This window comes from Labrys sp. WJW, assembly GCF_001676615.1.
Classification (GTDB): Bacteria; Pseudomonadota; Alphaproteobacteria; order Rhizobiales; family Labraceae; genus Labrys; species Labrys sedimenti.
This window is the reverse complement of sequence record NZ_LYXZ01000001.1, coordinates 230,654-256,069: the sequence shown is the minus strand read 5'-3', so window position 1 is coordinate 256,069 and position 25,416 is coordinate 230,654. Positions and strand designations below refer to the sequence as shown.

Here is a 25,416-nt window from a genome sequence, read left to right as displayed (position 1 = left end):
TGCGCTTGGAAGACTTGCGCTCAGAAGAAGGGCAGCGGTCCGGGGAAGTTTCCGATCGGTACCCAATGGGTCAGCAGGCCGTGCCCGGGCCGCCAATGATGCAGCAGGAAAGCCGGCGGCTCGACATAGGAGGCCGGGATGGAGTCTTCCGCGAGGCGGAGCGCGATGGAGGTCGTGGTGCTCGGCGCGGTCACGAGCATGGTTCCGGCGAACCGCACCTGCATGAAACGATGGACATGCCCGCACAGGACGCGTTCGATGTTGCCGTGGCGAAGCAGGAGCTCGGCCAGCCGCTCGCCACCAAGGCATTTATAGGCGTCGATGAAATGGATGCCGCTATCGATCGGCGGCTGGTGCATCAGGATGAGGGTCGGCTGGTCCGGGCATTTGGTCAGCGCCTGCTCGAGCCAGAGGAGCGCTGCGTCATCGACGTCGCCGTGATGCTGGCCGGGAACGGTGATGTCGAAGCCGATCACACGCACCGGCCATCGCGTGCCCGTATCGAAATGGAGCGGGCCCGCTGCCGTCATATGCCCCGCTTTACGAAAACAGGCCCTGAACGCTTCGCGCTCGTCATGGTTTCCCGGGATCGCATAGACGGGCTGGCGCAGTCTGGCCAGGGCATGCCGGACGGTCTCATATTCCGCTTCGGTGGCTTCATCGACCAGATCGCCGCCGATAATCACGATGTCCGGCTCCGGCCTGAGTGCGCTGAGCGTTTCGATCGCCAGGTCGAACATCGCATTGGAGTCCACCAGTCCCTGATAGAGGTGACCTTTTTCCCGCAGGTGGAGATCCGACAAATGGGCGATCAGCACTCTATTACCTCATCAAAAGTCGCGGTACGTCCTATGGGCCTTCTCAGCCGGCCAGGAAGCCACCATCCGCACTGAGCACATGGCCGACGATATAGCCCGCCTCGTCCGAGAGCAGCCAGACGACGGCCGCGGCGATTTCCTCCGGATAGCCCATGCGCCGAAGCGGCAGTCCGGCGGCGACACTCCGCATGTCGGCGATGCCGGAGGACAGCATCATGTCCGTGACCACCCGGCCTGGCGCAATGGCATTGATCCTGATTCCTTTCGGAGCATATTCCATCGCTGCGGCGCGCGTCAGCGCAATGGCGGCTGCCTTGGAGGCCCCATAGAGCGACAGACCGGGATTTGGGTTTCGGATCCCGCTGACGCTGGTGTTGTTGACGATCGCGCCGCCGCCGGAGGCAAGGAGCGATGCAATCTCATGCCGCATGGCGTGGAAGATAGCCCGCACATTGGTATCGAATACCTCGACGTAGACGCTATCGGTCTGCTCTGCGAGCGGTGCGCGTCTCTCCTGGAAGCCGGCATTGTTGAACACGGCATCGACGCGGCCGAACCGTCGCATCGTCTGGTCCATCAGTCTGGCGAGATCGGCTTCTTGCGTGACGTCGGCAGGGATGAACAGACTCTCGACGCCCGAGCACCGCAGTTCTTCCTCGAGCCTGATGCCGAGCTCCTGCCGCCGGCCGGCGACCACCACGGTGGAGGCGCCTTCCCGTGCCATGCGCAGCGCAGTCGCACGGCCAATGCCGCTGGTCGCACCGACGACGAGGCAGATGCGCCCGGCAAGCCGTTCGGCTGCTGCGTGAATGGGAGGCGGGCCGGCGAGGTCCGTCAGCGTAGCGGGCGTCGTCTCAGTCGACGTCATGGGCGGCGCCTCACGAAACGCTGCTCCAGCACCTCGCTGCCCCATTGCCTGCCGGAGCGCTCCTCGACACAGACGAAACCATGCGCCTCATAGAGATGCCGCGCTGCCGCAAGACCGGCAAAGGTCCATAGATGGGTCTCCTCGAACCGGTTCTCGTCTGCGAAGTCGAGCGCAGCCGCGAGCAGGCGGCGGCCGGTCCCCCCGCCACGCACCGCCCCTTCCACGATGAACCAGCGCAGATGCGCGATGCCGGATCCCAGATCCTCGCCATCGATGGCGATGGAGCCCATGATCCGGCCGTCGCGAATGGCGGACCAGACATCATTGCCGGGTCTGGCGAGGCGGCCGCAGAAATCGGCGAGGCCGCCGGCGACGACGGATTCGAAGGCCTGGCCGAAGCCCGATACGCGCGCGTAGTGAAGCGCGTGCATTTCGGTGATGCGGGCTATCAGCCCAGGCCGATAGCCCGCGACGATGCGAACCGGCGGCACGGGGTCGTGCCCGGCTGATTTTGCGGCGAGGGACCCGGCGTAGAGGCGAAGGCCGTCCAGGACGGTGGTGCATTGTTCGGGCGACAGACGATGCAAGGCACGTTCGACCTGCTCCCGGGCGAAGGCGTGAATGGCCGCAACGCGCCTTCGGCCCGCGGCGCTCAGGGAGAGTTTCCTTTCCCGCCCGTCTTGGTCCCCCGGCTCCTCGAGGACGTCGCCGGAAAGGATGAGCTTGCGCAGCATGCGACTGACGCTGGACTTCTCCAGGCGCAGGATTTCGCTGAGAATTCGCGCGGTGATACCCTCATGCGCCTCGATTTCCAGCAGGGCGTGGACCGCGGAGGGCGAGAGCTCCGTCCCGGCCAGAGACTCGTTCATGAAGCCGAGTTCGCGGACGAGCTGGCGAGAGGCCTCTCGCACGGGCTCGATGATGGACGAGGGCTCGGACATGATGGCGGGCCTTATTTAGTTGTACGATACAACTATAATGGCTTTTACCTTTTTGTCGAGCCGGATCTCCTTTGCGAAAAGGAGTGCCGGATCCTCACGCCGTCGGGCGTTCGACATCCTCGTCGGCTTGCATGATGAAGATCAGCACGAGGAGAATGGTGACGTAGAAGCGGAAGGCGGGATTCTGGCCATTCCAGGTCGATGACTGCCACATGGCAAACCACTCGCCGCCGATCACCATGAAGCCGAAGAACCAGACCAGAAAACCGATCGTGGACGCCATGACGGCGTAGTTCTTGGCGGCATGAAAGCGTCTTGCCGGCGCGTGGCGGGCACGCCAGAGCGAAGCAGTGGCCGCCAGGTACAAGATGCAGGTCACGGCTTCGCCGGCTATGATCAGAATATAGGCGGCATTCCACAGAACGGGATTGCTGATCGACCGGTACATCAGGCTATTGCCCGGAAACGTACTGTCCATGGACAGGACGTGCTTTACGAATTCGTAGTTGGAGCCGTAGTCGGTGATATTGCCGAAGGTGACGAGAAGGGCAAAAGCCGCGAGGCAGAGGCACATGACGATCTTGGCGTAGCGCGTGGACATAGGCTGTATTTCCTCGATTGAGACGGATGGGCCCTCGACTTGAACAATTCTCCAGCAAGCCCGCCTCGGAGCGGCAGGATCGTTCCCACGGCCAGTGCGAAGGCCTTTGCCGACGGGGCGGGGATATGGGAGGCTCTTGCCGCCCTGACCCTGCCGCTGGAATGCGCGATCGGCGATTGGGTGAGTGTCTCCGGTTTTGATTTTGCCGTGATACGCCGCCGCTGGGTCTGCGCGGACGATGTCGCCAGCCTGGAGATCACGCTCGACCATCCCGCGGGGTACGGTCGGCGCTGACAGGGCTTGCCCAGTTGCGGACCATGACCGCCAGAGCAAAGCGCGTTTAGACGGAAACGCTGCATTGCTCTAACTCTTTGGTTCGATGCGTCTTTGCGATTCTTGGTGATTCCACCAAACCGCAAAGCGCTCTAGGGGACACCTGTCGCCGGCCCTGAAGTGAACCAGCCCTGCGGCAGTGCATGCGGAAAGGCCTTCGCCCTCCGGCAAGATGGCCTCGTGACCTCGGGTCTCCTTCGGAAACCTTGGACATCCGAACACCTCAGGCGGTATTGCGCATGCGATCTGGATTGCGAAGTCGTCGAACGCAGGTCAGGGCAAGGGCGCGGGAGGCGTCGACCACCAGCGTGCCCTCGGGCGCCACATCCTCTGCCGCGATGGGAAGCTCCGTGCAGGCGAGGATGACCGCTTCCAATCCGTCCTTCCTGCAGTACTCGAAAGCCGCCGCACAGGCGCGTTTCGCCTGCTTCAGGTCACCGAGCTTGACCTGCAGGATCGCATCGTCGACGGCGTGCTGAAAGGCAGGCTCGGTGGGGTTGCAGCAATCGAAACCGGCTTCCTGCAGGCGTTTCTGGTAGAAGCCGGAACGCAAGGTGCCGCGGGTCGCCATCACGGCCACCCTGCTTGCCTTGGACCGGCGGTGCAATTCATCGATGGCCGCGTCCGCGATGTGGACGATCTCGGCCCTGGAAGCCGCGGCGAGGGCATCGTACCAGTGATGGGCCGTATTGCAGGCGATCGCGATGATTTCGACATCGAGGCTGTTGAGCATGTCGATCGCCTCGATCAGCCAGGGAAGAGGCTTGTCGTTGCCCTCGCGGATTGCCCCCGAACGGTCCGGTATCTGCGGCACGCTCAGGATTGCCATGGAGATATGGTCGGCATCGGTCTCGGCCGGCACCGCGTCGACGGTCTTGCGATAGAAATCCGCGGTGGCAAGCGGGCCGAGGCCGCCGACGACGCCGAGACGCGGTCGCAGGAGCCGGCCGGTCATGCCGCTGCTTCCGCCTTGGGAACGTTGAGCGCGAACCCCTCGCTCTCGTCGACTGGATACTGGGCCGAATCCTTGGGCGCGATCGCGGCCGTCGCCGCGGCGATGGTCGATACGACGGTCAGCGTTCGCATGGTGTCGGTCAGTGCGTCGATGGTGAGAAACAGCACGAAAGGCGCTTCGAAGGGCAGGTTCAGGTGCGCGCACAGGATCGCCATCTGCGAGAGCGTGACCGCGCCGCTCATCCCGGCCGTGGTCATGCCCACCAGGATCGAGGCGCCGGCGATGTAGACATAGTCGTTCATGCTGAGCGAACGGCCATAGAGCTGCGCAATGAACAGCGAGCCGCACACGAACAACATGATCGGCCCGGCACGCAGCATGGTGACGTGAAGCGGCACCAGCATTTCCACGACGATGCGGTTGAAGCGCAGGCGCTCACCGACGAGGCTGATGATCCAGGGGATGCTCGCCGTGCTGGAGCGGGTCGCGATGGCGATCATGAACAGGGGCTGATGGGCCTTGAAGGTCGCCCACAGGCTCTCGCCGCTGCGAAACCACACCACGAGTAGCGACAGCACCATGATGATGCCGGTTGCGATGGCAAAGGTGGCGATGAAGCCGACCATCAGCATCAGCGGCTCGACGCCGGTCAACGCCGTCTGGCTGGCGATGATCGCGAAGGAGGCGAGAGGCAGCAGGACGTTGAACCATCCCGTCATGATCAGGCAGGCACGGTAGACCGTCTCGAGGGCATTGGCGAAGCTGAGGGAGGTGGCGGCCGGCACCTGGCCGATGCCGATGCCGAACAATATGCAGAAGACCAGCACCTGCATGGTGTTGCCCACCGACAGCGAGTTGAAGATGTTGCTGGGGATCAACTCCAGCAGGCCTGAGAAAACGCTCTCGTTCGTGGGGGCCTGGCCGGGCGGTGCCAGCGTCATCTGCAGGTCCGTGCCGATGGCTCCCCGGTTGTTGAGCACGGTGCCGAGCTCGATGCGATCCTGCACGTCGGTGATCACCCCTGGCTGCAGCACCAATGTCACGGCTCCCGTGATGGCGACGGCTGCCACGGATACCAATGCGATCGCCATGACGACCCTGGAAAGGTAAGCCGCCGTTTGCGGATCCCGGGTCATCGATTTGATCGCGAAGACCGTCGCCGAGACGATCAGCGGCAGGACCACCATCTTGAGCAGATTGAGATAAGCGTCGCTGATCGGGGCGAGGGACTTGGCGAAATCCGGCAGGTAGGCGCCGCAGAGGGCTCCGAGAACCACCGATGCGATCACCGTCCAGGGCGATTGGGAGATACGCCGCAAGCCTGCATTCCAGGTCGACGATTTGCGCTCGCTCGGAATGGACACGGAGCTCATGGGGTCAGGCCTTGCGCAGATAGCGGTTCACCAGTTCGTCGGCCGTCATGGGCTTGTCGCGCCCCGACAGCTCGAGGAACAGATTGACGAATTCCAGGAGGTGGGGAGCGCCGCGGCGCACGCCGATCGCAATAGTGTCGGTCAAATCGGTCAGGGTAACGGATCGCGCCACGATGGTGAGCGACGGGTCCTCGTGCAGCAGGCGCTTGATTTCCAGATCGTCGCGATAGGCCGCGTCTACGTGGCCCTCCCGCACCGCTACGACCAGTTCCTGCCAGGCCAGGAAAGTCCGCACCTTCGCCTTGGTGAAATTGTTTCGCGCGTAATATTCGAACGAGGATCCGGCGATCACGCCCAATTCGCCATCGAAAGAGCGCACGACGTCTTCCGGCTGCCTTCCATTGGCGAGGATCGCGAAACGAACCCGATTGATGATCAGGGCATGGCTCAGCTGGGCATAGGGACGCGAATAACTGATGTTTCGTGCCCGACCGAGGGTACGGCTCAGCTTGGCGACGACGATGTCGGCTCGGCCCTGCTCGATCAGCGCGACTGCGCCATCGAAAGTGGGGGAGCTGCGGTCGAGCACCAGCTTCACCCCAAGGGCGTCGGCAAGCTGCTGGCTGGTATCGGCATCGATACCCTGCGGCGTGTCTTGGCTCCCTCCGAAGAACGGCAAGGATTGGAACGCCGGCATGGCGACGACCAGGGCCTTGCGCGCCAGAATGTCCTGGATGTCGCCCACCAATAGCGCCGTCGCGGGAAGCTCGTCGGACTGCTCGGGCTGCGTTGCTGCCGAAACCGGCGAGATGGCAAGGACAGGTGCTGCCAGAAAAAGAAGGCGCCTGCTGATCATGATGCCGTGCAATCCCGAAAAGAAACAAGACACACATCAAATCTGAATAAGCAACGAAACCCAGGACTTCCCTGCAGCACGATACGTCGCCTTTTCAATCTACACTACATACCTGCCCGCAGCTCTAGTCCCCAAAGGGCATGTACCATATGATCCAAGCAATGGATGGCCGCCGGCTCGATCGAAATCATGTCGACGGAGAACTGTCAGCCCGAATTTCCGGGCGTCGACGCCATCCCTTCGATCCGAAACTCTCAAGCTTTGCAAAACACTGCGGTTAAGCTCGTTTGGTGAAATCAAACCTAGTGTAGATACGGGCAACCTTAGATGACGATTGGATTTTTACAAGATGCCGCAGCGATAAAATTTCTTCCTGATATCACGATCCATAGTCTCTTACGTACGTCTCTGGCGAGACATGCCCTGAGGGCGTTTTATGAGCTCTTTCGCGTGAAAAAGAAAGATATTTTCCCGTGAAATTGAAGTCAATGTAGATACAATTTTGTTTATATATTACTCAATAAACTTATAGTTTCAATTTTATATGAAAGATGTATTTATAAATTTACTATGACTTTGAGGAGATAAGATGCTTTGCAGAAAGATCTGGGTAAGGCGCATGCTTCCGGTTTGCCGGGTCCAGACAACCTTCGGGTGCTAGCTGCCTTGGCTTGAAGAACGCGATAGGACCCCGCCGGGACAAAAGGCCTCGAGTTTGTCGCAAATTGTGCGGCGCAGCAAACCCGGCACATCCTTCGACAATCTCTGCCCCCGGCCGGCATACTTTCAGGACAGGCTTCGATCAATCTGGCCCGCGGCGATGGTGTTCCGCAGGCGGAACGCCGGCAGATGCAAGGCGCGGAGCACCGAATTGAAGAATGCAAAGGCAATCACAGGGTTGGCTGGCCTGGCAATGCTGGTTGGCATGAGCGCTGCCGGATGGAACCTCTATCAGGCACGGGCAGCCGTGACGCAGGCACCCGCCCGTCCCGCACCCTCGGTCGTCGTATCCCAGCCCCTGCAGATGCGCGTCGTCGATACGCAGGAATTCGCAGGCCGCTTCCAGGCCAGCGCCATGGTCGAGATCAGGGCGCGGGTGCCGGGCTATCTCGACGCCATCAATTTCGAGGACGGACAACTGGTCGAAAAAGGCCGTGTGCTCTTCGTCATCGACCGGCGTACCTATCAGGCCTCGCTCGACATGGCCAAGGCCCAGCTCAAGAGCGCGGGGGCACAGGCAGATCTGGCCGGTCAGGAACTGGAGCGGGCCCGCCAGCTCGCCGGCACGGCGGCCGTCTCGCGTTCCACGCTCGATCAGCGCCTGCAGCAAAAGGCGGCGGCCGATGCTGCGATCGAGACGGCGCAGGCCACCCTGCGCCGGGCTGAACTGGATCTGGAATTTGCAACCATCCGAGCCCCGATTGCCGGACGGGTCTCCAATCGCCGGCTGGATGTCGGCAGCCTCGTCTCCGACAGCGGCACGGTTCTCACCACCATCGTGGCGCTCGATCCGGTCGACTTCGTCTTCGACATGAGCGAACGGGATTTCCTGCGCCATGAGCGCGCCATGAAGGCGGGAGCCATGCCGTCGATGCGCGACAAGGGCGTTGCCGTCCAGGCCCGGCCGGATGGCGAGACGGCCTGGTCCAATGACGGTGTCCTCAGCTTCGTCGACAATCGACTGGAGCCGGGCGCCGGCACCATCCGCGCCCGTGCCACGCTCGCCAATCCGGGCCTTGCCATTACACCAGGCCAGTTCGGCCGGGTCCGCATGGCCGCCTCCGGCGACTATCCGGCGCTGCTGATCCCCGAGACCGCCATCCTCACCGACCAGGCGAGCCGCATCGTGCTGAAGCTGGGGCCGGACAACGCCCTGCAGGCCGCCACGGTCGGACTGGGTCCGAGTCGACCGGATGGGTTGAGGGTGGTGACCAGCGGCCTCGGCCCGGACGACCGTATCGTCGTCAACGGCCTGCTACGGGCCCGGCCCGGCCAGAAGGTCGCGCCCCAGCCGGGCAGCATCGCCACCCGGACGGCCGGCCTCGCGGAGTAGACGATGCGCATCGCTCATCTTTCGATCGACCGCCCGATCCTGGCGACGGTCATGTCCGTCCTCGTCGTGATCATCGGCGTGGCCGCCTATTTCACCCTGCCTCTGGCGCAATATCCCGAGATTGCCCCGCCGACAGTCGTGGTCCAGGCGCAATATCCCGGCGCTTCGGCCGAGACGGTGGGCGATACGGTCGCCGTGCCGCTCGAGCAGGAGATCAACGGTGTCGAGAACATGCTCTACATGTCCTCGCAGGCAACCGGCGACGGGCAGCTGACCCTCACCGTGACCTTCCAGCTCGGTACCGACCTGAACGAGGCCCAGGTGCTGGTGCAGAACCGCGTGGCGGTGGCCGAGCCCCGTCTGCCGGAGGAGGTCCGCCGCCTCGGTGTCACCGTGCGCAAGACCTCGCCTGACCTTTTGATGGTCGTGCAGCTTTTCTCCCCGGACGGCTCGCGCGATCCCCTCTACATGGCCAATTATGCCACGCTGCGTATCCGCGATGCCTTGCTGCGCCTGGATGGTGTCGGCGATGTCCGTCTCGCCGCGTCGCGCGATTACGCCATGGTCGTCTGGCTCGATCCCGACAAGGTCTCGGCGCATAATCTTGCGGCGGGCGAGGTGGTGGCGGCCCTGCGGGCACAGAACGTCCAGGTCTCGGCAGGGGTGATGAACCTCTCGCCGGTGCCGCGCCAGGGGGCTTTCGAGCTGAATGTCGAAACGCTCGGGCGATTGACCGACAAGGAGCAGTTCGAAAACGTCGTCGTGCGCACCGATGCCGAGGGACGCGTCATCCGTATCCGGGACGTCGCCCGCGTCGAGCTGACGGCGCAGAGCTTTCGCGGCACGGCCTATCTCAACGGGCAGCCGGCCCAGCCGATCCAGATATTCCAGCAGCCGGGATCCAACGCCATCGAGACGGCCGCGCGCGTGACCGCGGCCATGCAGCGTCTCGGTGCGGAGATGCCGGGCGGCCTGAGCTATGCCATTCCCTTCAATCCCACCGAATTCGTCGCGGAATCCGTGCGCGAAGTCTACAAGACGATCTTCGAGGCCATCGGCCTGGTCGTGCTGGTGGTGCTTTTGTTCCTGCAGACCTGGCGTGCCGCCATCATTCCCATCCTGGCGATCCCGATATCGCTGGTCGGCAGCTTTGCGGTGATGGCCGCTCTCGGCTACTCCCTCAACAATATCTCCCTGCTGGGCCTGGTGCTCGCGATCGGCATCGTGGTCGATGACGCCATCGTCGTCGTCGAGAATGTCGAGCGCCATCTGGCCGCCGGCCATTCGGCGCGAGAGGCCGCGCATCGCTCCATGGACGAAATCGGCGGCGCGCTGATCGCCATCACTCTGGTCCTGTGCGCCGTCTTCGTGCCCGCCGCCATGATGTCGGGCATTTCCGGGCAATTCTTCCGGCAATTCGCCGTCGTCGTCGCGGCGGCCACCGCCATTTCCGCCTTCGTTTCGCTGACGCTAAGTCCGGCGCTGTGTGCGCTCCTGCTGAAGCCGCATACAGCGGAGGGGCCGTCGCAGCGCCGCTTCCTGCCGATGCGCCTGCTCCACGGCTCCTTCGGTCTCTTCAACCGGGGCTTCGACCGTCTCTCCATCGCCTATGGCAGCATGACCCGGCGGCTCCTGCGTGTCAGCGTTCTCGTCCTCGTCGCCTATGCCGGCCTGGTCGGTTTCTCCGGCTGGCAATTCGCCCGTGCACCCACCGGCTTCATCCCGGTGATGGACCAGGGCTATATCATCAATGCCGTGCAACTGCCGCCAGGCTCGGCCCTCAGCCGGACCGATGCGGTGATGAAGGAGGTCTCGCGACGGCTGCTTGCCACGGAGGGGGTGGCGAATGTCGTGGCCATCGCCGGCCTGGACGGCGCCACTTTCACCAACGCCTCCAGCAGCGGCATCGCCTTCACCATCCTGAAGCCCTATGCGGAACGCGAGCGCCAGGGGCTGACAACCGATCGGATCATCGCCTCGCTGCAAGCGCGTTTCGCCGATCTCTACGAAGCACGGATCATACCGATCAAGCCGCCCTCCGTGCGCGGCATGGGCAATGCAGGCGGCTTCAAGCTGATGGTCCAGGACCGCAACGGCCAGTCGCCCCAGGCGTTGGAGGCGGCGGCCCAGCAGGTCCTGGCCGCTGCTACGCAGGCGCCTGGGATTGCCAATGCCTTCTCGCCGTTCAACACGGCCACCCCGCGGGTCTATGCCGATGTCGATCGCATCAAGGCGCAGATGCTGGGGGTGCCCGCCGCAAGCGTCTTCGAAGCTCTCGAAGTCTATCTGGGTTCGGCCTATGTCAACGACTTCAACCTGCTCGGGCGAACCTTTCAGGTGCGGGCCCAGGCCGATGGGCGCTACCGCACGGATCTTGCCTCGATCGGCAATTTCAAGATGCGCGGCGATGGCGGCGCCATGGTGCCGCTGAGTGCGGTAGCGACCTTCCAGGAGAAGTCCGGCCCCTATCGCATTCCTCGCTTCAACCAGTATCCGGCGGCCGAGATCCAGGGGGCTGCGGCGGCGGGAACCTCGACCGGTGCCGTTCTCGATCGCATGGAGCAGATCGCGCGCGACAACCTGCCCGAAGGCTTCGGCTTCGAATGGACCGAGGTGGCCCTCCAGGAGCGGCTTGCCGGCAATACCGGCCTTCTGGTCTTCGGTGCCTCCGTCGTCTTCGTCTTTCTCCTGCTGGCAGCCCAGTATGAGAGCTGGACATTACCGCTCGCCGTCCTGCTGATCGTGCCCGTATGCCTGCTGTCGGCGGTGAGCGGCCTGCTCATCTTCGCGATGGACGTGAACATCCTGGCCCAGATCGGCTTCGTCATCCTGATCGGGCTGGCGGCCAAGAATGCCATCCTCATCGTCGAATTCGCCCGCCAGGCCGAAGCCGAGGGGCTTGGCCGCGTCGAGGCGGTGGTGCAGGGCGCCCGAATCCGCCTGCGACCGATCCTGATGACCTCGCTCGCCTTCATTCTCGGCGTCCTGCCATTGTTCCTGGCCAGCGGAGCCGGTGCCGAGATGCGGCAGTCGCTGGGCACGGCCGTCTTCTTCGGCATGATCGGCGTAACCGCCTTCGGCCTCGTCTGCACGCCGGTTTTCTATGTGCTGTGCCGGATGCTCGAAAGTGGAGCCCGTCGAAAACCCGTCACGGCCGCGATCGAGGTTTCCTAAAGCCTCGTTCCAGGTCCGGATGGTCGCGCGGGCGACAGGATCCGGGCAGTTTCGTCAGTCAGCAGGAAAAGTGTCGCAAGCTATGGCGCGATATCGGCCCGATACAATTGGATACAGTTCAGGGCGATTTGACGGGACGGCCGGTCTACCCAGCCCGCGACGACGCCATTACAATGGAGCGTGGAACGGATGGCGATGGGTGCGGCGCGAGGAGCCTGCTTCCTCGAACTCGCCCTAGGTCGGAGTGTCATGCATGGAATCGGTGCCCCATATCGCGGTGGTCGACGACCACCGCGACATTCGTGACCTCGTCGGCAAATATCTCACCCAGCATGGCTATCGCGTCAGCGTGGCCGAAAGCGCGGCGGCCCTGCGGCGCCTGCTGGAGCGCAATGCGCCCGACCTCATCATCCTCGACGTGATGATGCCGGGGGAGGACGGCTTGAGCGTCTGCCGTCACCTGCGCAGCACCACCGTGGTGCCGATCATTTTCCTCACCGCCATGGTCGATGACACCGACAGGATCATCGGCCTCGAAATGGGGGCGGACGACTATCTCACCAAGCCGTTCAATCCGCGCGAATTGCTGGCACGGATCAAGGCGGTGCTGCGACGGGTCAACAGCCTGCCGCCGCAGCGCGGTGCGGTGAAGGCCAAGACGCTGCGCTTCGATCGCTGGCAGCTCAATGTCGGGCGCCGCGAGCTTGCCGGCTCGGACGGTGTGGCCATCCCCCTCAGCACGGCCGAGTTCCGGCTGCTGACGGCCTTCCTCGACCATGCCGGCCTGGTGCTGAGCCGCGATCAATTGCTCGACCTCACGGTCGGCCGCGCCGCCGACACCTTCGACCGCAGCATCGACAACCAGGTCAGCCGTCTGCGCAAGAAGATCGAGTTCGACCCGAAAAATCCCATGCTCATCAAGACCCATTGGGGCGGCGGCTACAGTTTCACCGCGGAGGTCGAACAGGCATGATGGCCTTGTGGCGGCGCAGCCTGGCTGCGCAGATCATCACATTCATGCTGCTGGCCCTAGCGGTATCGCAGGGCATAGGTTTTTGCGTTTCCTGGGACGAGCGCGGCCAGGCCATGCGGGCGGCGGCCAAGGGAGAGTTCTTCAGCCGTGCGGCTTCGCTCGCTCTGTCGCTGAACGCGACGCCGGATGCGGTTCATGACGACATTCTCGCCGTCAGCGGCACGATTTATTCGCGCTTCTGGCTATCTGACCGGGAGCCGGTCGATGCGACGGCCTGGGCCAAGGACGCCTGGATGCGCCTTCACCAGCCACTGCCGCCCGGCAAGGTGCCCGTCCATCCCAAGCCGACCGGCGGCCCGGCGATGGCGGCCGTTCCGGAAATACCAACCGGCGCCGCCTTCGCCAGCGAGCCTGCCCGCTGGGTGGAGATCGCACCCCAGTCCTGGCTGCTCGCCCGTCCCGCGAAGTTTCAATATCTGAATACCGCGATCGGCATGGGTCTGGCTGTCCAGCTCGACCGGGGCATGTGGCTCAATGCCGCCTATGCCAAGAATTATCACAACGCCTTCTGGACATCGCAATCGACCCTCTCGCTCGGCATCACCGCCCTGGTGCTGTCGGTCATCGCCATATGGGTGGCACGCAGCATAGCTCGGCCGATGCGCCGCCTGGCAACCGCGGCCGAACTGCTCGGGCGAGGCGAGGCCGTGCCACCCTTGCCGGAGTCCGGGCCCGACGACATCCGGCAAACCGCCGAAGCCTTCAATCGCATGCAGGCCCGGCTGCAGCGCTTCGTCGAAGACCGCACCCGCATGCTCGCGGCCATCGGGCACGATCTGCGCACGCCGCTGACCTCCCTGCGCCTGCGGGCCGAGTTCGTTTCGGACCAGGAGATCCAGGACAAGATGCTCAAGACCATTGCCGAGATCCAGACCATGACGGAATCGGCGCTGGCTTTCGCGCGCGAGCAGGCAACGGCCGAGACCACCCGCACGGTCGATCTTTCAGCGCTGGTGGAGAGCCTGTGCGATGATCTGGTCGATATCGGCCAGAACGTCGCCTTCCTCGACGGCCCGAAAATCAGCTATCGTTGCCGTCCCGATGCGTTGCGCCGTGCCGTCCGTAATCTGGTCGAAAACGCCGTGCGCTATGGCGAGCGTGCCCGGGTCACGCTCTCGCGCACGGCCGAGAGCATCGACATCGTCATCGAGGACGATGGACCGGGCATTCCGGAGAATGTCGGCGACCAGGTGTTCGCTCCCTTCTTCCGTCTCGAGCATTCGCGCAACCGCGAGACAGGTGGGGTCGGTCTTGGTCTCTCGATCGCCCGGGCCATTGCCCGCCATCATGGCGGCGACATCCGGCTCTTCAATCAGGCCAAGGGGTTGCGGGCAGTGATCGGCCTGCCGCTCGTCACCAGCCGGACTGCCCGGGCTCCGGCGTGACGGCAAGGCCGTAGCCGACGCCGCTGCCGCCTGTCATGGCACCCCTGCGGGGGCTCAAGGCATGAATGGCGTTGCCAGCCCTTTCGTCCAATCGGATAGGCCTGTCTTGCGGGCCGTCAAGGCGCCCTTGCGATTTGACGAAGTTCCTTCAAATCGCAAGGGCGCAGGGAGCCTTGGCCGCTTCAGTCGATGGCAGACTTATTCGGTGCGGCGGCGACGAAACGGCAGCTGTGGCGACCGACGTGAAACCTGTCGTGTCTTTGGCATGAGGGGCTGGCGAGACCAGCAGGTTCAAGGCGATGATCGCCGGAATCGAAGCGATGACGAGGATATCGAAAAACACGCCGCCGGCGCGGCGATAGGCGATGGCCGCCGGGCCATCCAGCGTCTCATAGGCCGGGTCGCCGACGAAAGGCACTTCGTCGTCGACGATTTTCGATCGCGTCGAAAAATCAGCAAAGGATGTCATGGCCTTGCCTCCAGTTGCAGGGTGCGACCGTAAGCATCCTTTGTCGCGGGACTTCGCCGCCACGGCGAAGATTTGTCGAAAAGCGTGTACCAGCGCCCCCTGTGACATTTGGATACCGTTGAGAGCGCCCGCAGGGACGTTTGGCAGGGCTGGATCTGCCGACGGCAGCGCCATTGCTTTCACCGTCTGACATGGCCCGGACCGCACTTCGTTTCAGACGGTGCTCGTTCCCTGAAACAGGCGCAAGCCCGGGGCCCGTACCCGCTCTGGTTTCAACCAGGGCCCGTGACACTTTCTTACAAAACAACCTGCTTCCCGACAAACTTGTGAGGCAGGTGCCGGCTATTATCAAAACAACGGCGATAAGGAGTGTGGCGTTCGGTCGATGATGTTCGAAGATAAGGACAGGATTGCGCTTTTCTTCAATCTATCGATGCGGATGTTCACAATCTGAATTGCAAGATTATTTCATTATCGCTCTTTTGAATTGCAGGAATCTGTTTTTTCGTTGGAGCGAAAACCTATCTGTGAGGCAATATGAGCGATCAGATCGTTAACGCCATTCTCCCTGCTGCAAAATATATCTATATCATTTCTGTATTAACTTTTCTTTCGGTCCATATTTTAATCACCTATCGTTATTATAAAGGTTGAATAAGGTATTATTTCACTCTTCTGGTTGATTTCAGCAGAAGACATTTCTCGGCCCGTATCGGTGATACGGGCCGAGTGTGTTCCTGAAGCTCTCATGCCCATCACCCTTTAGCCATCCTCAAAACACCATCCTTCAAGGTGGTTTCCCGCGGGAGGAGTTAGAATCCCTCCGATTTTGACGGAAGCGTGGCTGCGGCCGGAGGAAGAGCGAAAAGCGCGTTGGAGACACAGAACATCTCGCCTTCGGCGACGATATAGTCGTTATAGGAAGCAACGAAGCGATAGCCATGCGGTCGCAGCAGCGTATCGATGGAGATCAGGTCGCCGCCCACGGCATTCTCCTTGGGCTGCAAATCGTTGAACTCCACATAGATGAATTTGATGGCCCGCCGTTCCAGCATGGCGCTACTGCCCTCGAGAACCATGTGGTCGAAACCCTCGGTGTCGAGCTTGAGAATGTCGACCGCCTCGAAGCCGTTTTGCTGACAATAGGCGTCGAGGGTCGTCGACCGCACGCTGATCCGCGTGGCGTCCTGCGGGTAGCGCAGCGCATATTGCGCACGATCGCTGAGGCTGTTGATCTTGGAAGAGGGGTATTCGAACATGTCGACGGTGCCGATCTGCGTGTCCAGGGCGGTATTGACGCCGGTAAACCGCTGCTCCCCGCCGAGCCGCTGCATCAGGATCGCGAATGTATCCGGGTGCGGCTCGAAGCCGACGATTCTCGCGCCGGGGAATTTGCGCAAGGCCAGGGCGGCCGTCTCGCCATCATTGGCACCGACATCGAAGACGGTGGCAATGGGATAGCGCCAATCCTCGGCAAGATGCCGAATGTCGGCCCAGGGATCATGGCCGAATTTGGCGCCGGCCCTGATCAGGAGCAGCCCGTGCCGGGCCAGCACCCGTTTCACCAGCCTGGAGATTTGTGCGCGAAGAAGGCCCATTGCCGTGCTGCACTCCAAGCTCGCCCGCCTTGACCGCTGGGCGGGCGGGGATGATCGACGAAGGCTTATTAAGTCATTTTGCCCGGCATGGCAGCCCTGTTCCAGCCATGGCAGGGAATGTTCATGAGGCATGGGAGAAGAGGCGCACCGACAGGCGGTGGTGCACGGTTTCCCACGTGATTTGACGACTCCCCAAAAATCGATAGGTTTCTTGGTCATGAAGGTCTTGAATAACGGCATCGCGCTGGCGAGACGAACAGGAATGCGGCTTTGAGCAGCGTCTTGGTGACGGGTGGCGCCGGATTTCTCGGTTCGCATCTGTGCGAGCGTCTGCTGAAGGAAAATAAAGAAGTACTATGCGTCGATAACTTCTTTACCGGATCTCGCCGCAACGTGGACCAACTTGTCGGCAGCGCTTCTTTCAAGCTGCTTGATCACGACATTACGACGCCCCTTCATGTCGAAACCGGCGAGATCTACAATCTGGCCTGCCCGGCCTCGCCGAGGCACTATCAGTTCGATCCGGTCCAGACGACCAAGACGAACGTGCTGGGTGCGATCAATGTGCTCGATCTGGCGCGGCGCCTGAAAATCAAGGTCCTGCAGGCCTCCACCTCCGAGATCTATGGCGACCCGCACATCCATCCCCAGGTGGAGGATTACTGGGGGAACGTCAATCCAATCGGGGCGCGTTCCTGCTATGACGAGGGTAAGCGCTGCGCCGAAACCTTGTTCTTCGACTATATTCGACAATATGACGTGCCGGCCAAAGTCGTACGAATTTTCAATACCTACGGTCCGCGCATGCAGCCCGATGACGGGCGGGTGGTGTCCAACTTCATCGTCCAGGCCCTGTGCAACCAGGACATCACCATCTATGGCGATGGCGGACAGACGCGATCCTTCTGCTATGTCGATGACCTGATCGAAGCGCTTGTTCGCATGATGGCGACGCCGGCCGATATTCACGGACCGGTCAATATCGGCAATCCGGTGGAGATGACCGTCCGGCACCTCGCCGAACTCATCATCGAGCTGACGGGCTCCTCGTCCCGGCTCCGATTCCGAGCCTTGCCGATGGACGACCCGCGCCAGCGCCAGCCCGATATTTCCAAGGCGCGCGAGCTTCTGGGCTGGGCCCCGTCGGTGAGCCTTCGTGATGGCCTCGCCAGGACGATTGCCTATTTCGAGGACCTGCTGAGATCGGACGAACACAGGGTGTTGCGCAGCCTCAGTCCGGCCCAATGAATTCCTGAGGCCATTATCTGGGTGGCTGGAATTTCAGTGTGATTGTTGATTGGCCGGGCATGGTCTAAATTGTCGATCTAACCTGACGTGGGACGGGCGCCGGGAGAGTGGCATGAAATTTCTGCTCAAGGTATGCGGGCCATTGCTTTTGGCATTCGTCCTCATCGTTTCGCCAATTCTGCTTGCCCAGGCCCGCGCCCAGATCATCACCAATGGTGGCTTTGAAACGACGACCGGATGGACTTATGCTGGAGGGTCAGGGCGAACACAAGAAGGCACAATACTTCTCAATCCTCCGGCGCACAGCGGGAGTTTTTATGGCACGATTGCCACAGGCGGCGGCACGATTTCGCAATCCATCAATATTCCTACCGCCGGTACCTATCAGTTGAGCTTCTATCTCGCGCCACAGATTTCTCTTTCTCTTGGAACTTTAAATTTTAGCGTGCAGATAGGTGGAAGCACTTATAATTTGACCTATGGCATTACGATTATTGGCCTGGGTGGCTACAATCTTTATACGCTTACGGTCAACTTGCCTGCAGGCCTGACAAATCTAATCTTCACGAACTTGCCAGGCTTGCTAACAGCTCCGTTGCGCGTGGATGACGTATCCCTCGTGCAAATTCCCGGGCCGGTGCCGGGGATGAGTACGATTTCCTATCTGGTGGTGGCTCTTCTGGCCCTAGTGCTGGGGCGCCGGCAAATGCGGGATGGGGTGAGATGGCTCCGAGGCCTGTTATCGACTAGCGGTTCATAATCTTAGCTTGGTGATCGCCATCCATTTCGCCATCATGCGTTAGGGCAAATCCACATGCCTTCTTTGCCCATCGAGGTTTCACTGGTCATTTTCGTGATCCTGGTGGCTATCGGTATCGCCGGGTTCTTTGCGTCGTCGCGGCCCTACAATATTTTTGCCGAAAGCTGGCGGCAGGCATGCGTGACGATCATACGCCAGCCAGGTCTGTTCTTGGCAGCCTGGTTGATCTTCGCCATCCAGGAGGTGGTGCCACCACTGTCCTTGCTGCTGTCGTGGCCTTCGGGGCTGGTTCAGATCGGCCTGCTCGTCGCCTTTCATGCGCTGACGACCTATCTGCTTGCCCGCATTGCACTGCGCCTACATCGGGGGCTCATCCATGGCGAATGGCGCCCCGTCATACCCACTGGCGCGCGGGCACGGCGCATGGGTTTCTACGTGTTGTCGTGCTGGGCCGTCATCGGCCTACTCAAGCATCCGCCCTTGCCGGTTTCGCCGGTGCCGCATGAGCAGTTCGTGCGTGGAGCCGTCCTGCTGTCCTATGCGCTCGGCTTCCTGGCGACGGCCGGCCTGGCGCTGGTGGGACCTGCCGCGTCCCTGGACGAACGCCGACCGATCCTGACTTCGCTGCGGACGGCATGGCGCGAACCGATATCCATCCTGGTGATCATTGTCGGCATCGGCCTGCAGATCGGCTTCGTGATGGAAGGGGCCAATCTGGCCCTCAGCCACTATCCGCACATCGATGGGTTGCGGTTGGTCGCAGCGCCGATCGTCTGGGCGTTCATGGCGCTCGTCCTGTTCATGTCGGAATTCGCCTTGGTGATCTTCCTCACGCGGGTGTGGGAGGACCGCTATGAAGAGGACACGCGCAACGCGGCCCACAATTTCAATTGGACCTGAGTGCTGCTCAGGGATTGGTGAGCAGAGCTGACCAGTCGAGGCCGTTGTTCCTGCACTGGCGGGGCGAGAAGACGGCGAGGCCGATTGAGTCCCAGGGGCTCGAGCGGGAAAGGCCGAGCATGACGCCGAGCTTTCGCCGCAACCACGGCCAGGCGAGATCTCGCAAATGCAGGCTGGGCACGGCGGTACCGCCATAGACGGTGATCAGCTCTTCATCGGCGCTCGACATGTCGGCGAGGAGTGGGGTGGCGTCACGGTGGATGGTTTCCGTCAGCACTGCTCTTGTCGGCATGGCGCAATCGGGCCGCGTGAAGGAGAGTTCGGGCCCGAGCGCGGTCTTGCGTTGGGCCGAGAGCGCAAAGCCGGCCTTCGCGAAAGCCGACGCGATCTGGGCTTCCGGGGCAGTTTGGGGGGGAAGGCGAGCCTGACGGATGGCCAGGGCGAGGGAACACGCCACGAGCGCGGCAGCCAGGAGATGGAACAGGCGGGTCATGCGGAGCGTTGCATTTGCGCGGGCCTGGCCCGGTAATAGGAAAGGGCGAGGATCAACACGGCATAGAACGCTGCCAGGAAGCTCGCGCCCGTGCCTTCATGCCAGACCAGATATCCTTCCTTCGAGGCGCAGATCAGTACCAGCCGCAGCCAGTTCAAGGCGAAGGTGGTGCCAATGATCAGTAGAAATGCCTTGCGGTCGGAACGACGGAGCGGTCCCCCGAAGCCGATGGCGATGATGGCATAGGCCGTCAGGTTCTGGATCAAAGTGGTCGAGGTGGCGCAGCCCCACATCACGTCGAAACCGATATTGTCGGCGGGGCGGAGGATATAGGTGCCATAGCCCGACACCCCCTGTCCCGCCATCTGGAGCGCGGTTCGCACCACCGTGGCATCGAGCAGGCCGACGACATTGTGAAGGACGAGGAAAGGCCAGCCCAGAAGCACGAATTGGGCGATGAAAGCCAGCAACGCGAGGGCCGAGGCGCGGCAGGAAGGGCGCTTTCGCAGACGCCACGCCGCAAGGATGGCGAGCGCCAGCGCGGCGGCGAGTGGTATTTGGCGCAGCACGAGCACACAGGTGGCCATCGCTGCGAGGGCGAAGGCGGCCTCACCGGCCCGGAAAGGGGTATCGCGCTGCTCGCGGCCGATCAGGCGGACGATCATCGCGATCTCGATCACTTCCAGGACCGAGATCACATTGGGCAGGTCGCCGATCTGCCGCAAAGGCTGCTGGGCCAGCCGATAATATAGCCATTCCAGGCAGACGAGGACGAGGCACCACCCATAGACGGCTTGGCAGGAGACGGTACGCGAGGGCGCTTTGGCTTCAGGAACCGGCGACATGCTTATCGGCGGCGTGCCGGCTGTCGGGCATGGCGGCAGGCGCGACGTCCTGTCGGCGCCGGATTATCACATGCCCGAGCACCAGAATGTCCATGCGCGTGCGCAGGAAGCAGTCGAGCGCCTCGCGCGGGGTGCAGACGATAGGCTCGTTCTCGTTGAAGGAGGTGTTGAGCACCATGGGAACGCCGGTCTGCGCGAAGAAGGCGGAAATCAGCGTGTGATAGGCCGGGTTGGCATGGTGTTGCACGGTTTGCGGCCGGCCCGTGCCATCCACATGAGTGATTGCCGGCACGAGCGCGCGCTTGTCGCGCCGGACCGGGAGGACCTCGGTCATGAACGGCACCTCGTCGATGCCCTCGAACCAATCAGCGGCATGCTCGGTGAGAATGGACGGCGCGAACGGCCGGAACGACTCGCGGCGCTTTATCTTGTGGTTGAGAAGCTGCTTGATGTCGGCCCGGCGGGGGTCGCACAGGATGGAGCGGCTGCCGAGCGCGCGCGGTCCCCATTCCATGCGCCCGTCGAACCAGCCGACGACATGGCCGGCCGCGATGGCTGAGGCCGTCTCCCGGCAAAGCTCGCCATCATCGCCAAAATGCCGGATGTCACAGCCCATGGCGGCGAGATTGGCGGTTTCAGCCGCCAAGAGCTGATCGATGTCATCGGGGGCATAGGCCGGTCCCCAATAGGCATGGTCCATCGCGGCTGTGCGCCTGCCCCCGGTTTGGTGCCACAGAGCCAGGGCGGCGCCGAGAGCACCGCCGGCGTCGCCGGCTGCGGGCTGCACATAAAGATGCCGGAAGGCGGTGGTTTGCCGGATCTTGCCATTGGCCACCGAATTGAGGGCGCAGCCGCCGGCCAAAGCGAGGTTCGGCAGGCGATATTTGTCCCAGACGGCCTGCAGGATGTGGTCCAGGACCTCCTCATAGAGGGCCTGGACCGAGGATGCGATGTCGTGATGGCGTTCGGTCAGTGCTTCGTTCGGCGCCCTCGCCGGGCCGAGCAGGCCTTCCAAGGCGTCCGAGTAAAGCGGGGCGAAGACCGGGGCCCCGCCCTGCCAGTCGAAGGCGATCTTCTCGCGATGGTGCCGGAAATAGCGAAGATCGAGAGCGAAAGTTCCCGCCGCTTCAAGCCTGACGACGCGCCGCAGCCTGTCGAGGAAGGTGGGCCTGCCATAGGGCGCCAGGCCCATGACCTTGTATTCGTCGCCATAGTGCGGAAAGCCGAGATATTGGGTGAGCGCCTGGTAGAACAGGCCGATGGAATGGGGAAACAGTACCCGTTTTTCGATGGCGATCGCATTGCCATGCCCGCTGCCCCACGCCGTGGAGGAGAAATCGCCGAAGCCGTCGAGTGACAGGACGGCTGCCTCCTCGAAAGGGGAGGCGAAGAAGGCCGATGCCAGATGGGCGAGGTGATGCTCGACCCGATGCACCGAGCCCTTGAAACGCTGTCCGGGAAAGGCCACGGCCAGCTCATCGGCGACGGAGAGGCGCTTGCGCCTGTTCCTGAAGCGGTCGAGCACGAGGGCGAGATCGGGCCTGTGACGCGCCAGATGGGCCAGGCGCTCGAGGCGATGCACCTTCGGGTCGCTGTTGACGGCGACATGGTCGACAACCCCAAGCCCGACACCGGCCTCCTGCAGGCAATAGGCGATGGCCTGGCTGGGAAACCCTGCCCAATGCTTGATGCGGCGAAAGCGCTCCTCCTCGGCGGCGGCGACGATCTGCCCGTCTCTGAGAAGGCAGGCCGCGGCATCGGCGTGGTAGGCATTGAGGCCGAGGATGATCAAGCCGGAACCCTTCTCGTCATTTTGCCAGGCGCCGATCGATCAGCGCCAAGGCAATCAGGCATTCGGCGATCACGCGTTGCAGAGTGTAGTACCAGCCCGCCCAACCATCGAGGAAGGCACCTTTCCGGAACAAGGTGTAGAAGAACACCAGCAGCGGTGCCGGCCATGCCTTCAGCCTGAGGCGGTCGACCCGGCTCAGCGCCTCCTTCGGGGTCGAGAGTAGGTGGTCCGCCTCGATCTGCGCATAGTGCTTCTGGGAATCGACCCATCTGAGAAGGGGCTTGCGGTCGTCGTGATAGAGGGGGGCGGCCAGGGTGCCGACCTCGCCCGCCACCCTCACGCGATGGCCATGGCCCTCGTCGCGGTAGCGCGCCGCCTGCCGGCGATAGAGCACGGTGCGGGGCGGATAGAGCGTCCCGCGCAGGGGCCTGCCGTGGATGCGATAGACGAACGCCGCCGAATAGCCCTGCGCGGTTCTTTCGCGGAGGGACTGGATTTCGTCAACGAGATCCTGGCTCAATTCATAGTCGGCATCGAGCGAGAGCACCCAGGGGGTGTCGATGAGGCCAAGGCCGAAATTGCACTGCCCGGCGAAACTGTCGAAGGGGCGGTGCACCACATCGACATTGGCATATCGGCCGGCGATTTCGAGGGTCTCATCCGTGCTGCCGCTGTCCATCAGCAGGATGCGCGGTGCCCAGCCGAGCCGGTCGAGGCAGCGCGCCAGGTTGGGAGCCTCGTTGAAACTCAGGACCAGGACGGTCGTCTGCGGCGCGATCAATTCAGACATGCAAGGGGCTTCCGGCGAGAGCGGCTTGTCCCGCCTGAGCGAGGATGGCCTCCTGGTAGACATCGAGCATGGCCCTTGCAATGCCCGGCCAGGAGAATTGCTCGCGTGCCGTCTTTTCGCCGACCTGTCCCAGCCGTGCGGCCAGATCCGGGTCTGCCAGCAGCGAGGAAAGCGCCGCGCCGAGCGCCGGAGCAGAGCCTTCGACCACGAGGCCGCAGCCGGCGTCGGCGACCACATCGGCCAGCCCCACTTCGGGGGTGACGATGACGGGGCGGGCGCAGGCCATCGCCTCCAGGACGGCGTTGCCGAAATTCTCCGAATGGGAGGCCAGCGCGAAGGCGGCGCAGTTGCGCAGCAGGGACCATTTCTCCTCGCCGTGCACGGGACCGACGAAGCGGATACGGGCATCGAGCCCCAATGCTGCCGCGCGTGCCGTCAGCCGGGCGGTTTCACCCTCGTCATCATTGCCGGCGATGACGAGATCGGCATCGCCAACGAATTGCATGGCATCGATCAGGCGTTCGATGCCCTTCTTCCAGCTGATCCGCCCCAAAAACAGGATATAGGGCCGGGCATGATCCCTTGGGGGGAGGCCGGCACCGATGGGCGGCATGTCGATGCCGTTGGGCACCAGGGCGAATGCCCGGGCCGGCAGCCCCAGCTTCTCGATTTCGAGGCGTTCGGATCGGCTGGTCACATGCAGGGCGGCGGCGCCGGCGAGGTTGGCCCGGTCGAAGGCCTGGATCCAGGTCGATTTCAGCAGCCGGCTCTTGCGCCGGATCAGGGGGCCGACCAGCATTCCCCGCGGGGCGAGCAGATAGGGAATGGCGTGGCGTCGCGCGAGCCTGGCCGCGGCGGTGGTCGGCCACAGGAACACCGAATGCAGATGCACGACATCGAAGGATGCGATGTTCTGCGCCAGCGTGCGTCCCATGGCGGGCGAGCGGTAGAGGCGCCGTCCCAGCCCGGCCGGAAAGTAGTGGACATTCACCCCGTCGAGCTGCACTGGCCTGTCGGTCGGAACGGGCAGGACGCCCTCGCCGTCGACATTGGTGGTGTAGACCTGCACGTCGCAGCCCCGGCCTGCCAAGGCGCGGCACAGGCCGTGCACGGCATGGATAGGCCCGCCATAGCGTAGTGCCGGCAGATAGGTCGGCACCACATGGAGACAGCGCAGGGTCAAGACCTCGTCCCCGCCGCGGTGTGGAACCGGGTCTTGACCCGATGCGCCAGCGAATAGCCCTCGCGCCAGCTCAGTGCCCTCCAGGCGCGCCCGGCCATCGCGGCGCTGCCCGTTTGGTGGGGGAGAGTGACCAGCATGGCGAGCAGGCGGTCGAAGAAGACGTCCGGTGCGAAATGCGCCGCGAAGACCCGGCGCGCGCGTTCGCCCATGGAAGCGGCCTCCCCGCGAGCCTCGTTCAGGATGTGAGGTATGCGCATGACGTCCTTTTCGGCGACGAACAGGCTGAAGTCCCGCCAGGCAATATCGGGAGGCGGCAGCCAGGCATCGGCGATGATCACCGGTGCGCGGCCGAGGGCCATCGCCTCGAAAAGGCGGATGCTGGCGGCGCCGAAGCCACGCGGGCAAAGGACGAATTGCGAGCCGAGCAGCAGTTCGCGATAAGTCCTGTCGTAATCGAAATCCGTAAAGCGGTCCGGCGCCGCTGCGAGATCGAGGCACGGCGTATCCGGGCTGTCGAGGGCCAGGAGACGCTCTCGGATCGGGTGGGTGCCGGTCCGGCCCAGAAAGGAGAAGAGACAGGCCTGCTCCTTCGGCGGCAAGGGGGCAGCCGGTACGGAGTGGTCGGGGTCGGGCAGATAGCTCCAGCTCCGCGCCCAGGGCAGGGCCCTGGTGAGGGATGGATAGGCTCCTGGCAGCACGGCGTAGGGCCAGTCGGATTCCGAGAACAGGAAGTGCCTGGCCGCAGGATGGGCCCTGATCTGGCGCCGCAATTGCGGCAGGTCGGCGAGGCCGACATAGCCGCTGTCGAGGTGCAACACGATGTCGGGGACCTCGTCGCCGGCGGCGATCCGGAAGGCCGACGGCGGATGCAGCACCGTCAGCCTGCGGGCTTTCGAGAGAGCGGGGTTTTCCCGCAAGGCCGTCAGGAGAACGCAGGGGGGCATGGCG

24 protein-coding genes are annotated in these 25,416 nt (G+C 63.0%); 8 read left to right on the top strand and 16 right to left on the bottom strand.

The features are described from left to right. Positions 1-20 precede the first annotated feature (20 nt). The 4 genes from BA190_RS01090 to BA190_RS01075 form a co-directional block, all read right to left on the bottom strand. Entirely contained in the window at positions 21-818 is a 798-nt protein-coding gene (locus BA190_RS01090; RefSeq protein WP_068281557.1) for a phosphodiesterase, read from the bottom strand. A gap of 43 nt (positions 819-861) precedes the next feature. Continuing rightward, positions 862-1,686 carry an SDR family NAD(P)-dependent oxidoreductase gene (locus BA190_RS01085; RefSeq protein WP_082979365.1) on the bottom strand — a complete coding sequence of 275 codons (825 nt, stop codon included), beginning with the start codon at positions 1,684-1,686 and terminating at the stop codon, positions 862-864. Further along, the gene (locus BA190_RS01080) at positions 1,683-2,627 is read right to left on the bottom strand and encodes a helix-turn-helix domain-containing GNAT family N-acetyltransferase (protein WP_068281556.1); all 945 of its coding nucleotides are present in this window, start codon (positions 2,625-2,627) and stop codon (positions 1,683-1,685) included. Before BA190_RS01080 ends, BA190_RS01085 begins: the two co-directional genes overlap by 4 nt. A 94-nt stretch (positions 2,628-2,721) precedes the next feature. Continuing rightward, positions 2,722-3,228: a DUF2165 family protein gene (locus BA190_RS01075; protein WP_068281555.1), complete on the bottom strand. Its 507-nt coding sequence runs from the start codon at positions 3,226-3,228 to the stop codon at positions 2,722-2,724. Between the two features lie 39 nt (positions 3,229-3,267). Between BA190_RS01075 and BA190_RS01070 the strand changes: the two genes are divergently transcribed. Then, on the top strand, positions 3,268-3,522 hold the full coding sequence (locus BA190_RS01070; protein ID WP_068281554.1) for a hypothetical protein: 255 nt from the start codon (positions 3,268-3,270) through the stop codon (positions 3,520-3,522). Between the two features lie 262 nt (positions 3,523-3,784). Here the strand turns inward: BA190_RS01070 and BA190_RS01065 are convergent, their stop codons facing one another. The 4 genes from BA190_RS01065 to BA190_RS36555 all read right to left on the bottom strand — a co-directional run bounded on the left by BA190_RS01065 (position 3,785) and on the right by BA190_RS36555 (position 7,672). After that, entirely contained in the window at positions 3,785-4,516 is a 732-nt protein-coding gene (locus BA190_RS01065; protein ID WP_068281553.1) for an aspartate/glutamate racemase family protein, read from the bottom strand. After that, positions 4,513-5,889 carry a dicarboxylate/amino acid:cation symporter gene (locus BA190_RS01060; protein WP_068281552.1) on the bottom strand — a complete coding sequence of 459 codons (1,377 nt, stop codon included), beginning with the start codon at positions 5,887-5,889 and terminating at the stop codon, positions 4,513-4,515. Before BA190_RS01060 ends, BA190_RS01065 begins: the two co-directional genes overlap by 4 nt. Positions 5,890-5,893: 4 nt before the next feature. Then, entirely contained in the window at positions 5,894-6,745 is an 852-nt protein-coding gene (locus BA190_RS01055) for an ABC transporter substrate-binding protein (protein WP_082979364.1), read from the bottom strand. A 786-nt stretch (positions 6,746-7,531) separates the two neighbouring features. Then, positions 7,532-7,672, bottom strand: a complete 141-nt coding sequence (locus tag BA190_RS36555; RefSeq protein WP_202908405.1) for a hypothetical protein — start codon at positions 7,670-7,672, stop codon at positions 7,532-7,534. On the opposite strand from BA190_RS36555, the gene BA190_RS01050 reads away from it, so the two are divergent. The 4 genes from BA190_RS01050 to BA190_RS01035 all read left to right on the top strand — a co-directional run bounded on the left by BA190_RS01050 (position 7,671) and on the right by BA190_RS01035 (position 14,390). After that, positions 7,671-8,798 carry an efflux RND transporter periplasmic adaptor subunit gene (locus BA190_RS01050; RefSeq protein WP_068281906.1) on the top strand — a complete coding sequence of 376 codons (1,128 nt, stop codon included), beginning with the start codon at positions 7,671-7,673 and terminating at the stop codon, positions 8,796-8,798. The two genes, BA190_RS36555 and BA190_RS01050, sit on opposite strands and share 2 nt — an antisense overlap. Before the next feature lie 3 nt (positions 8,799-8,801). Next, positions 8,802-11,972 (top strand): efflux RND transporter permease subunit, encoded by a 3,171-nt coding sequence (locus BA190_RS01045; protein WP_068281551.1) that lies wholly within the window; start codon positions 8,802-8,804, stop codon positions 11,970-11,972. A gap of 253 nt (positions 11,973-12,225) precedes the next feature. Further along, positions 12,226-12,945 carry a response regulator gene (locus tag BA190_RS01040; protein ID WP_068281550.1) on the top strand — a complete coding sequence of 240 codons (720 nt, stop codon included), beginning with the start codon at positions 12,226-12,228 and terminating at the stop codon, positions 12,943-12,945. After that, positions 12,942-14,390 (top strand): ATP-binding protein, encoded by a 1,449-nt coding sequence (locus BA190_RS01035; protein ID WP_068281549.1) that lies wholly within the window; start codon positions 12,942-12,944, stop codon positions 14,388-14,390. The genes BA190_RS01040 and BA190_RS01035 overlap by 4 nt, the downstream gene beginning before the upstream one ends. 148 nt (positions 14,391-14,538) lie before the next feature. On the opposite strand, the gene BA190_RS35655 is transcribed toward BA190_RS01035, so the two are convergent. Continuing rightward, the gene (locus BA190_RS35655; RefSeq protein WP_156771310.1) at positions 14,539-15,033 is read right to left on the bottom strand and encodes a hypothetical protein; all 495 of its coding nucleotides are present in this window, start codon (positions 15,031-15,033) and stop codon (positions 14,539-14,541) included. A 638-nt stretch (positions 15,034-15,671) separates the two neighbouring features. Next, positions 15,672-16,457, bottom strand: coding sequence for an FkbM family methyltransferase (locus tag BA190_RS01025; RefSeq protein WP_068281547.1), 786 nt, complete (start codon positions 16,455-16,457; stop codon positions 15,672-15,674). A 270-nt stretch (positions 16,458-16,727) separates the two neighbouring features. Here BA190_RS01025 and BA190_RS01020 point away from each other — a divergent pair, with 270 nt between their 5' ends. The 3 genes from BA190_RS01020 (at position 16,728) to BA190_RS01010 (ending at position 19,365) form a co-directional block, all read left to right on the top strand. Beyond that, positions 16,728-17,705, top strand: coding sequence for a UDP-glucuronic acid decarboxylase family protein (locus BA190_RS01020; RefSeq protein WP_068281546.1), 978 nt, complete (start codon positions 16,728-16,730; stop codon positions 17,703-17,705). Between the two features lie 112 nt (positions 17,706-17,817). Then, positions 17,818-18,465, top strand: coding sequence for a hypothetical protein (locus tag BA190_RS01015; RefSeq protein ID WP_068281545.1), 648 nt, complete (start codon positions 17,818-17,820; stop codon positions 18,463-18,465). A gap of 54 nt (positions 18,466-18,519) precedes the next feature. Next, on the top strand, positions 18,520-19,365 hold the full coding sequence (locus BA190_RS01010) for a hypothetical protein (RefSeq protein ID WP_068281544.1): 846 nt from the start codon (positions 18,520-18,522) through the stop codon (positions 19,363-19,365). 7 nt (positions 19,366-19,372) lie between these two features. On the opposite strand, the gene BA190_RS01005 is transcribed toward BA190_RS01010, so the two are convergent. From BA190_RS01005 to BA190_RS00980, 6 genes are read right to left on the bottom strand one after another with little or no spacing between them, the layout of a single operon-like run. Then, positions 19,373-19,858 carry a hypothetical protein gene (locus BA190_RS01005; protein WP_068281543.1) on the bottom strand — a complete coding sequence of 162 codons (486 nt, stop codon included), beginning with the start codon at positions 19,856-19,858 and terminating at the stop codon, positions 19,373-19,375. Next, positions 19,855-20,703: a hypothetical protein gene (locus BA190_RS01000; RefSeq protein WP_068281542.1), complete on the bottom strand. Its 849-nt coding sequence runs from the start codon at positions 20,701-20,703 to the stop codon at positions 19,855-19,857. Before BA190_RS01000 ends, BA190_RS01005 begins: the two co-directional genes overlap by 4 nt. Beyond that, positions 20,687-22,495: a carbamoyltransferase C-terminal domain-containing protein gene (locus BA190_RS00995; RefSeq protein ID WP_068281541.1), complete on the bottom strand. Its 1,809-nt coding sequence runs from the start codon at positions 22,493-22,495 to the stop codon at positions 20,687-20,689. Before BA190_RS00995 ends, BA190_RS01000 begins: the two co-directional genes overlap by 17 nt. A 16-nt stretch (positions 22,496-22,511) precedes the next feature. Then, complete coding sequence (locus BA190_RS00990; protein ID WP_068281540.1) at positions 22,512-23,285, bottom strand: glycosyltransferase family 2 protein; 774 nt, start codon at positions 23,283-23,285, stop codon at positions 22,512-22,514. Further along, on the bottom strand, positions 23,278-24,468 hold the full coding sequence (locus BA190_RS35650) for a glycosyltransferase (RefSeq protein ID WP_068281539.1): 1,191 nt from the start codon (positions 24,466-24,468) through the stop codon (positions 23,278-23,280). The genes BA190_RS00990 and BA190_RS35650 overlap by 8 nt, the downstream gene beginning before the upstream one ends. After that, on the bottom strand, positions 24,465-25,412 hold the full coding sequence (locus tag BA190_RS00980; protein WP_068281538.1) for an exostosin family protein: 948 nt from the start codon (positions 25,410-25,412) through the stop codon (positions 24,465-24,467). The genes BA190_RS35650 and BA190_RS00980 overlap by 4 nt, the downstream gene beginning before the upstream one ends. Positions 25,413-25,416: the final 4 nt, after the last annotated feature.

Coding starts and splice junctions, on each gene's coding strand:
- BA190_RS01085 (WP_082979365.1), bottom strand. CDS start 1,686: ATGACGTCGACTGAGACGACGCCCGCTACGCTGACGGACCTCGCCGGC.
- BA190_RS01080 (WP_068281556.1), bottom strand. CDS start 2,627: ATGTCCGAGCCCTCGTCCATCATCGAGCCCGTGCGAGAGGCCTCTCGC.
- BA190_RS01075 (WP_068281555.1), bottom strand. CDS start 3,228: ATGTCCACGCGCTACGCCAAGATCGTCATGTGCCTCTGCCTCGCGGCT.
- BA190_RS01065 (WP_068281553.1), bottom strand. CDS start 4,516: ATGACCGGCCGGCTCCTGCGACCGCGTCTCGGCGTCGTCGGCGGCCTC.
- BA190_RS01060 (WP_068281552.1), bottom strand. CDS start 5,889: ATGAGCTCCGTGTCCATTCCGAGCGAGCGCAAATCGTCGACCTGGAAT.
- BA190_RS01055 (WP_082979364.1), bottom strand. CDS start 6,745: ATGATCAGCAGGCGCCTTCTTTTTCTGGCAGCACCTGTCCTTGCCATC.
- BA190_RS01050 (WP_068281906.1), top strand. CDS start 7,671: ATGAGCGCTGCCGGATGGAACCTCTATCAGGCACGGGCAGCCGTGACG.
- BA190_RS36555 (WP_202908405.1), bottom strand. CDS start 7,672: ATGCCAACCAGCATTGCCAGGCCAGCCAACCCTGTGATTGCCTTTGCA.
- BA190_RS01045 (WP_068281551.1), top strand. CDS start 8,802: ATGCGCATCGCTCATCTTTCGATCGACCGCCCGATCCTGGCGACGGTC.
- BA190_RS01040 (WP_068281550.1), top strand. CDS start 12,226: ATGGAATCGGTGCCCCATATCGCGGTGGTCGACGACCACCGCGACATT.
- BA190_RS01035 (WP_068281549.1), top strand. CDS start 12,942: ATGATGGCCTTGTGGCGGCGCAGCCTGGCTGCGCAGATCATCACATTC.
- BA190_RS35655 (WP_156771310.1), bottom strand. CDS start 15,033: ATGGCGCTGCCGTCGGCAGATCCAGCCCTGCCAAACGTCCCTGCGGGC.
- BA190_RS01025 (WP_068281547.1), bottom strand. CDS start 16,457: ATGGGCCTTCTTCGCGCACAAATCTCCAGGCTGGTGAAACGGGTGCTG.
- BA190_RS01015 (WP_068281545.1), top strand. CDS start 17,818: ATGAAATTTCTGCTCAAGGTATGCGGGCCATTGCTTTTGGCATTCGTC.
- BA190_RS01010 (WP_068281544.1), top strand. CDS start 18,520: ATGCCTTCTTTGCCCATCGAGGTTTCACTGGTCATTTTCGTGATCCTG.
- BA190_RS01005 (WP_068281543.1), bottom strand. CDS start 19,858: ATGACCCGCCTGTTCCATCTCCTGGCTGCCGCGCTCGTGGCGTGTTCC.
- BA190_RS01000 (WP_068281542.1), bottom strand. CDS start 20,703: ATGTCGCCGGTTCCTGAAGCCAAAGCGCCCTCGCGTACCGTCTCCTGC.
- BA190_RS00990 (WP_068281540.1), bottom strand. CDS start 23,285: ATGTCTGAATTGATCGCGCCGCAGACGACCGTCCTGGTCCTGAGTTTC.
- BA190_RS00980 (WP_068281538.1), bottom strand. CDS start 25,412: ATGCCCCCCTGCGTTCTCCTGACGGCCTTGCGGGAAAACCCCGCTCTC.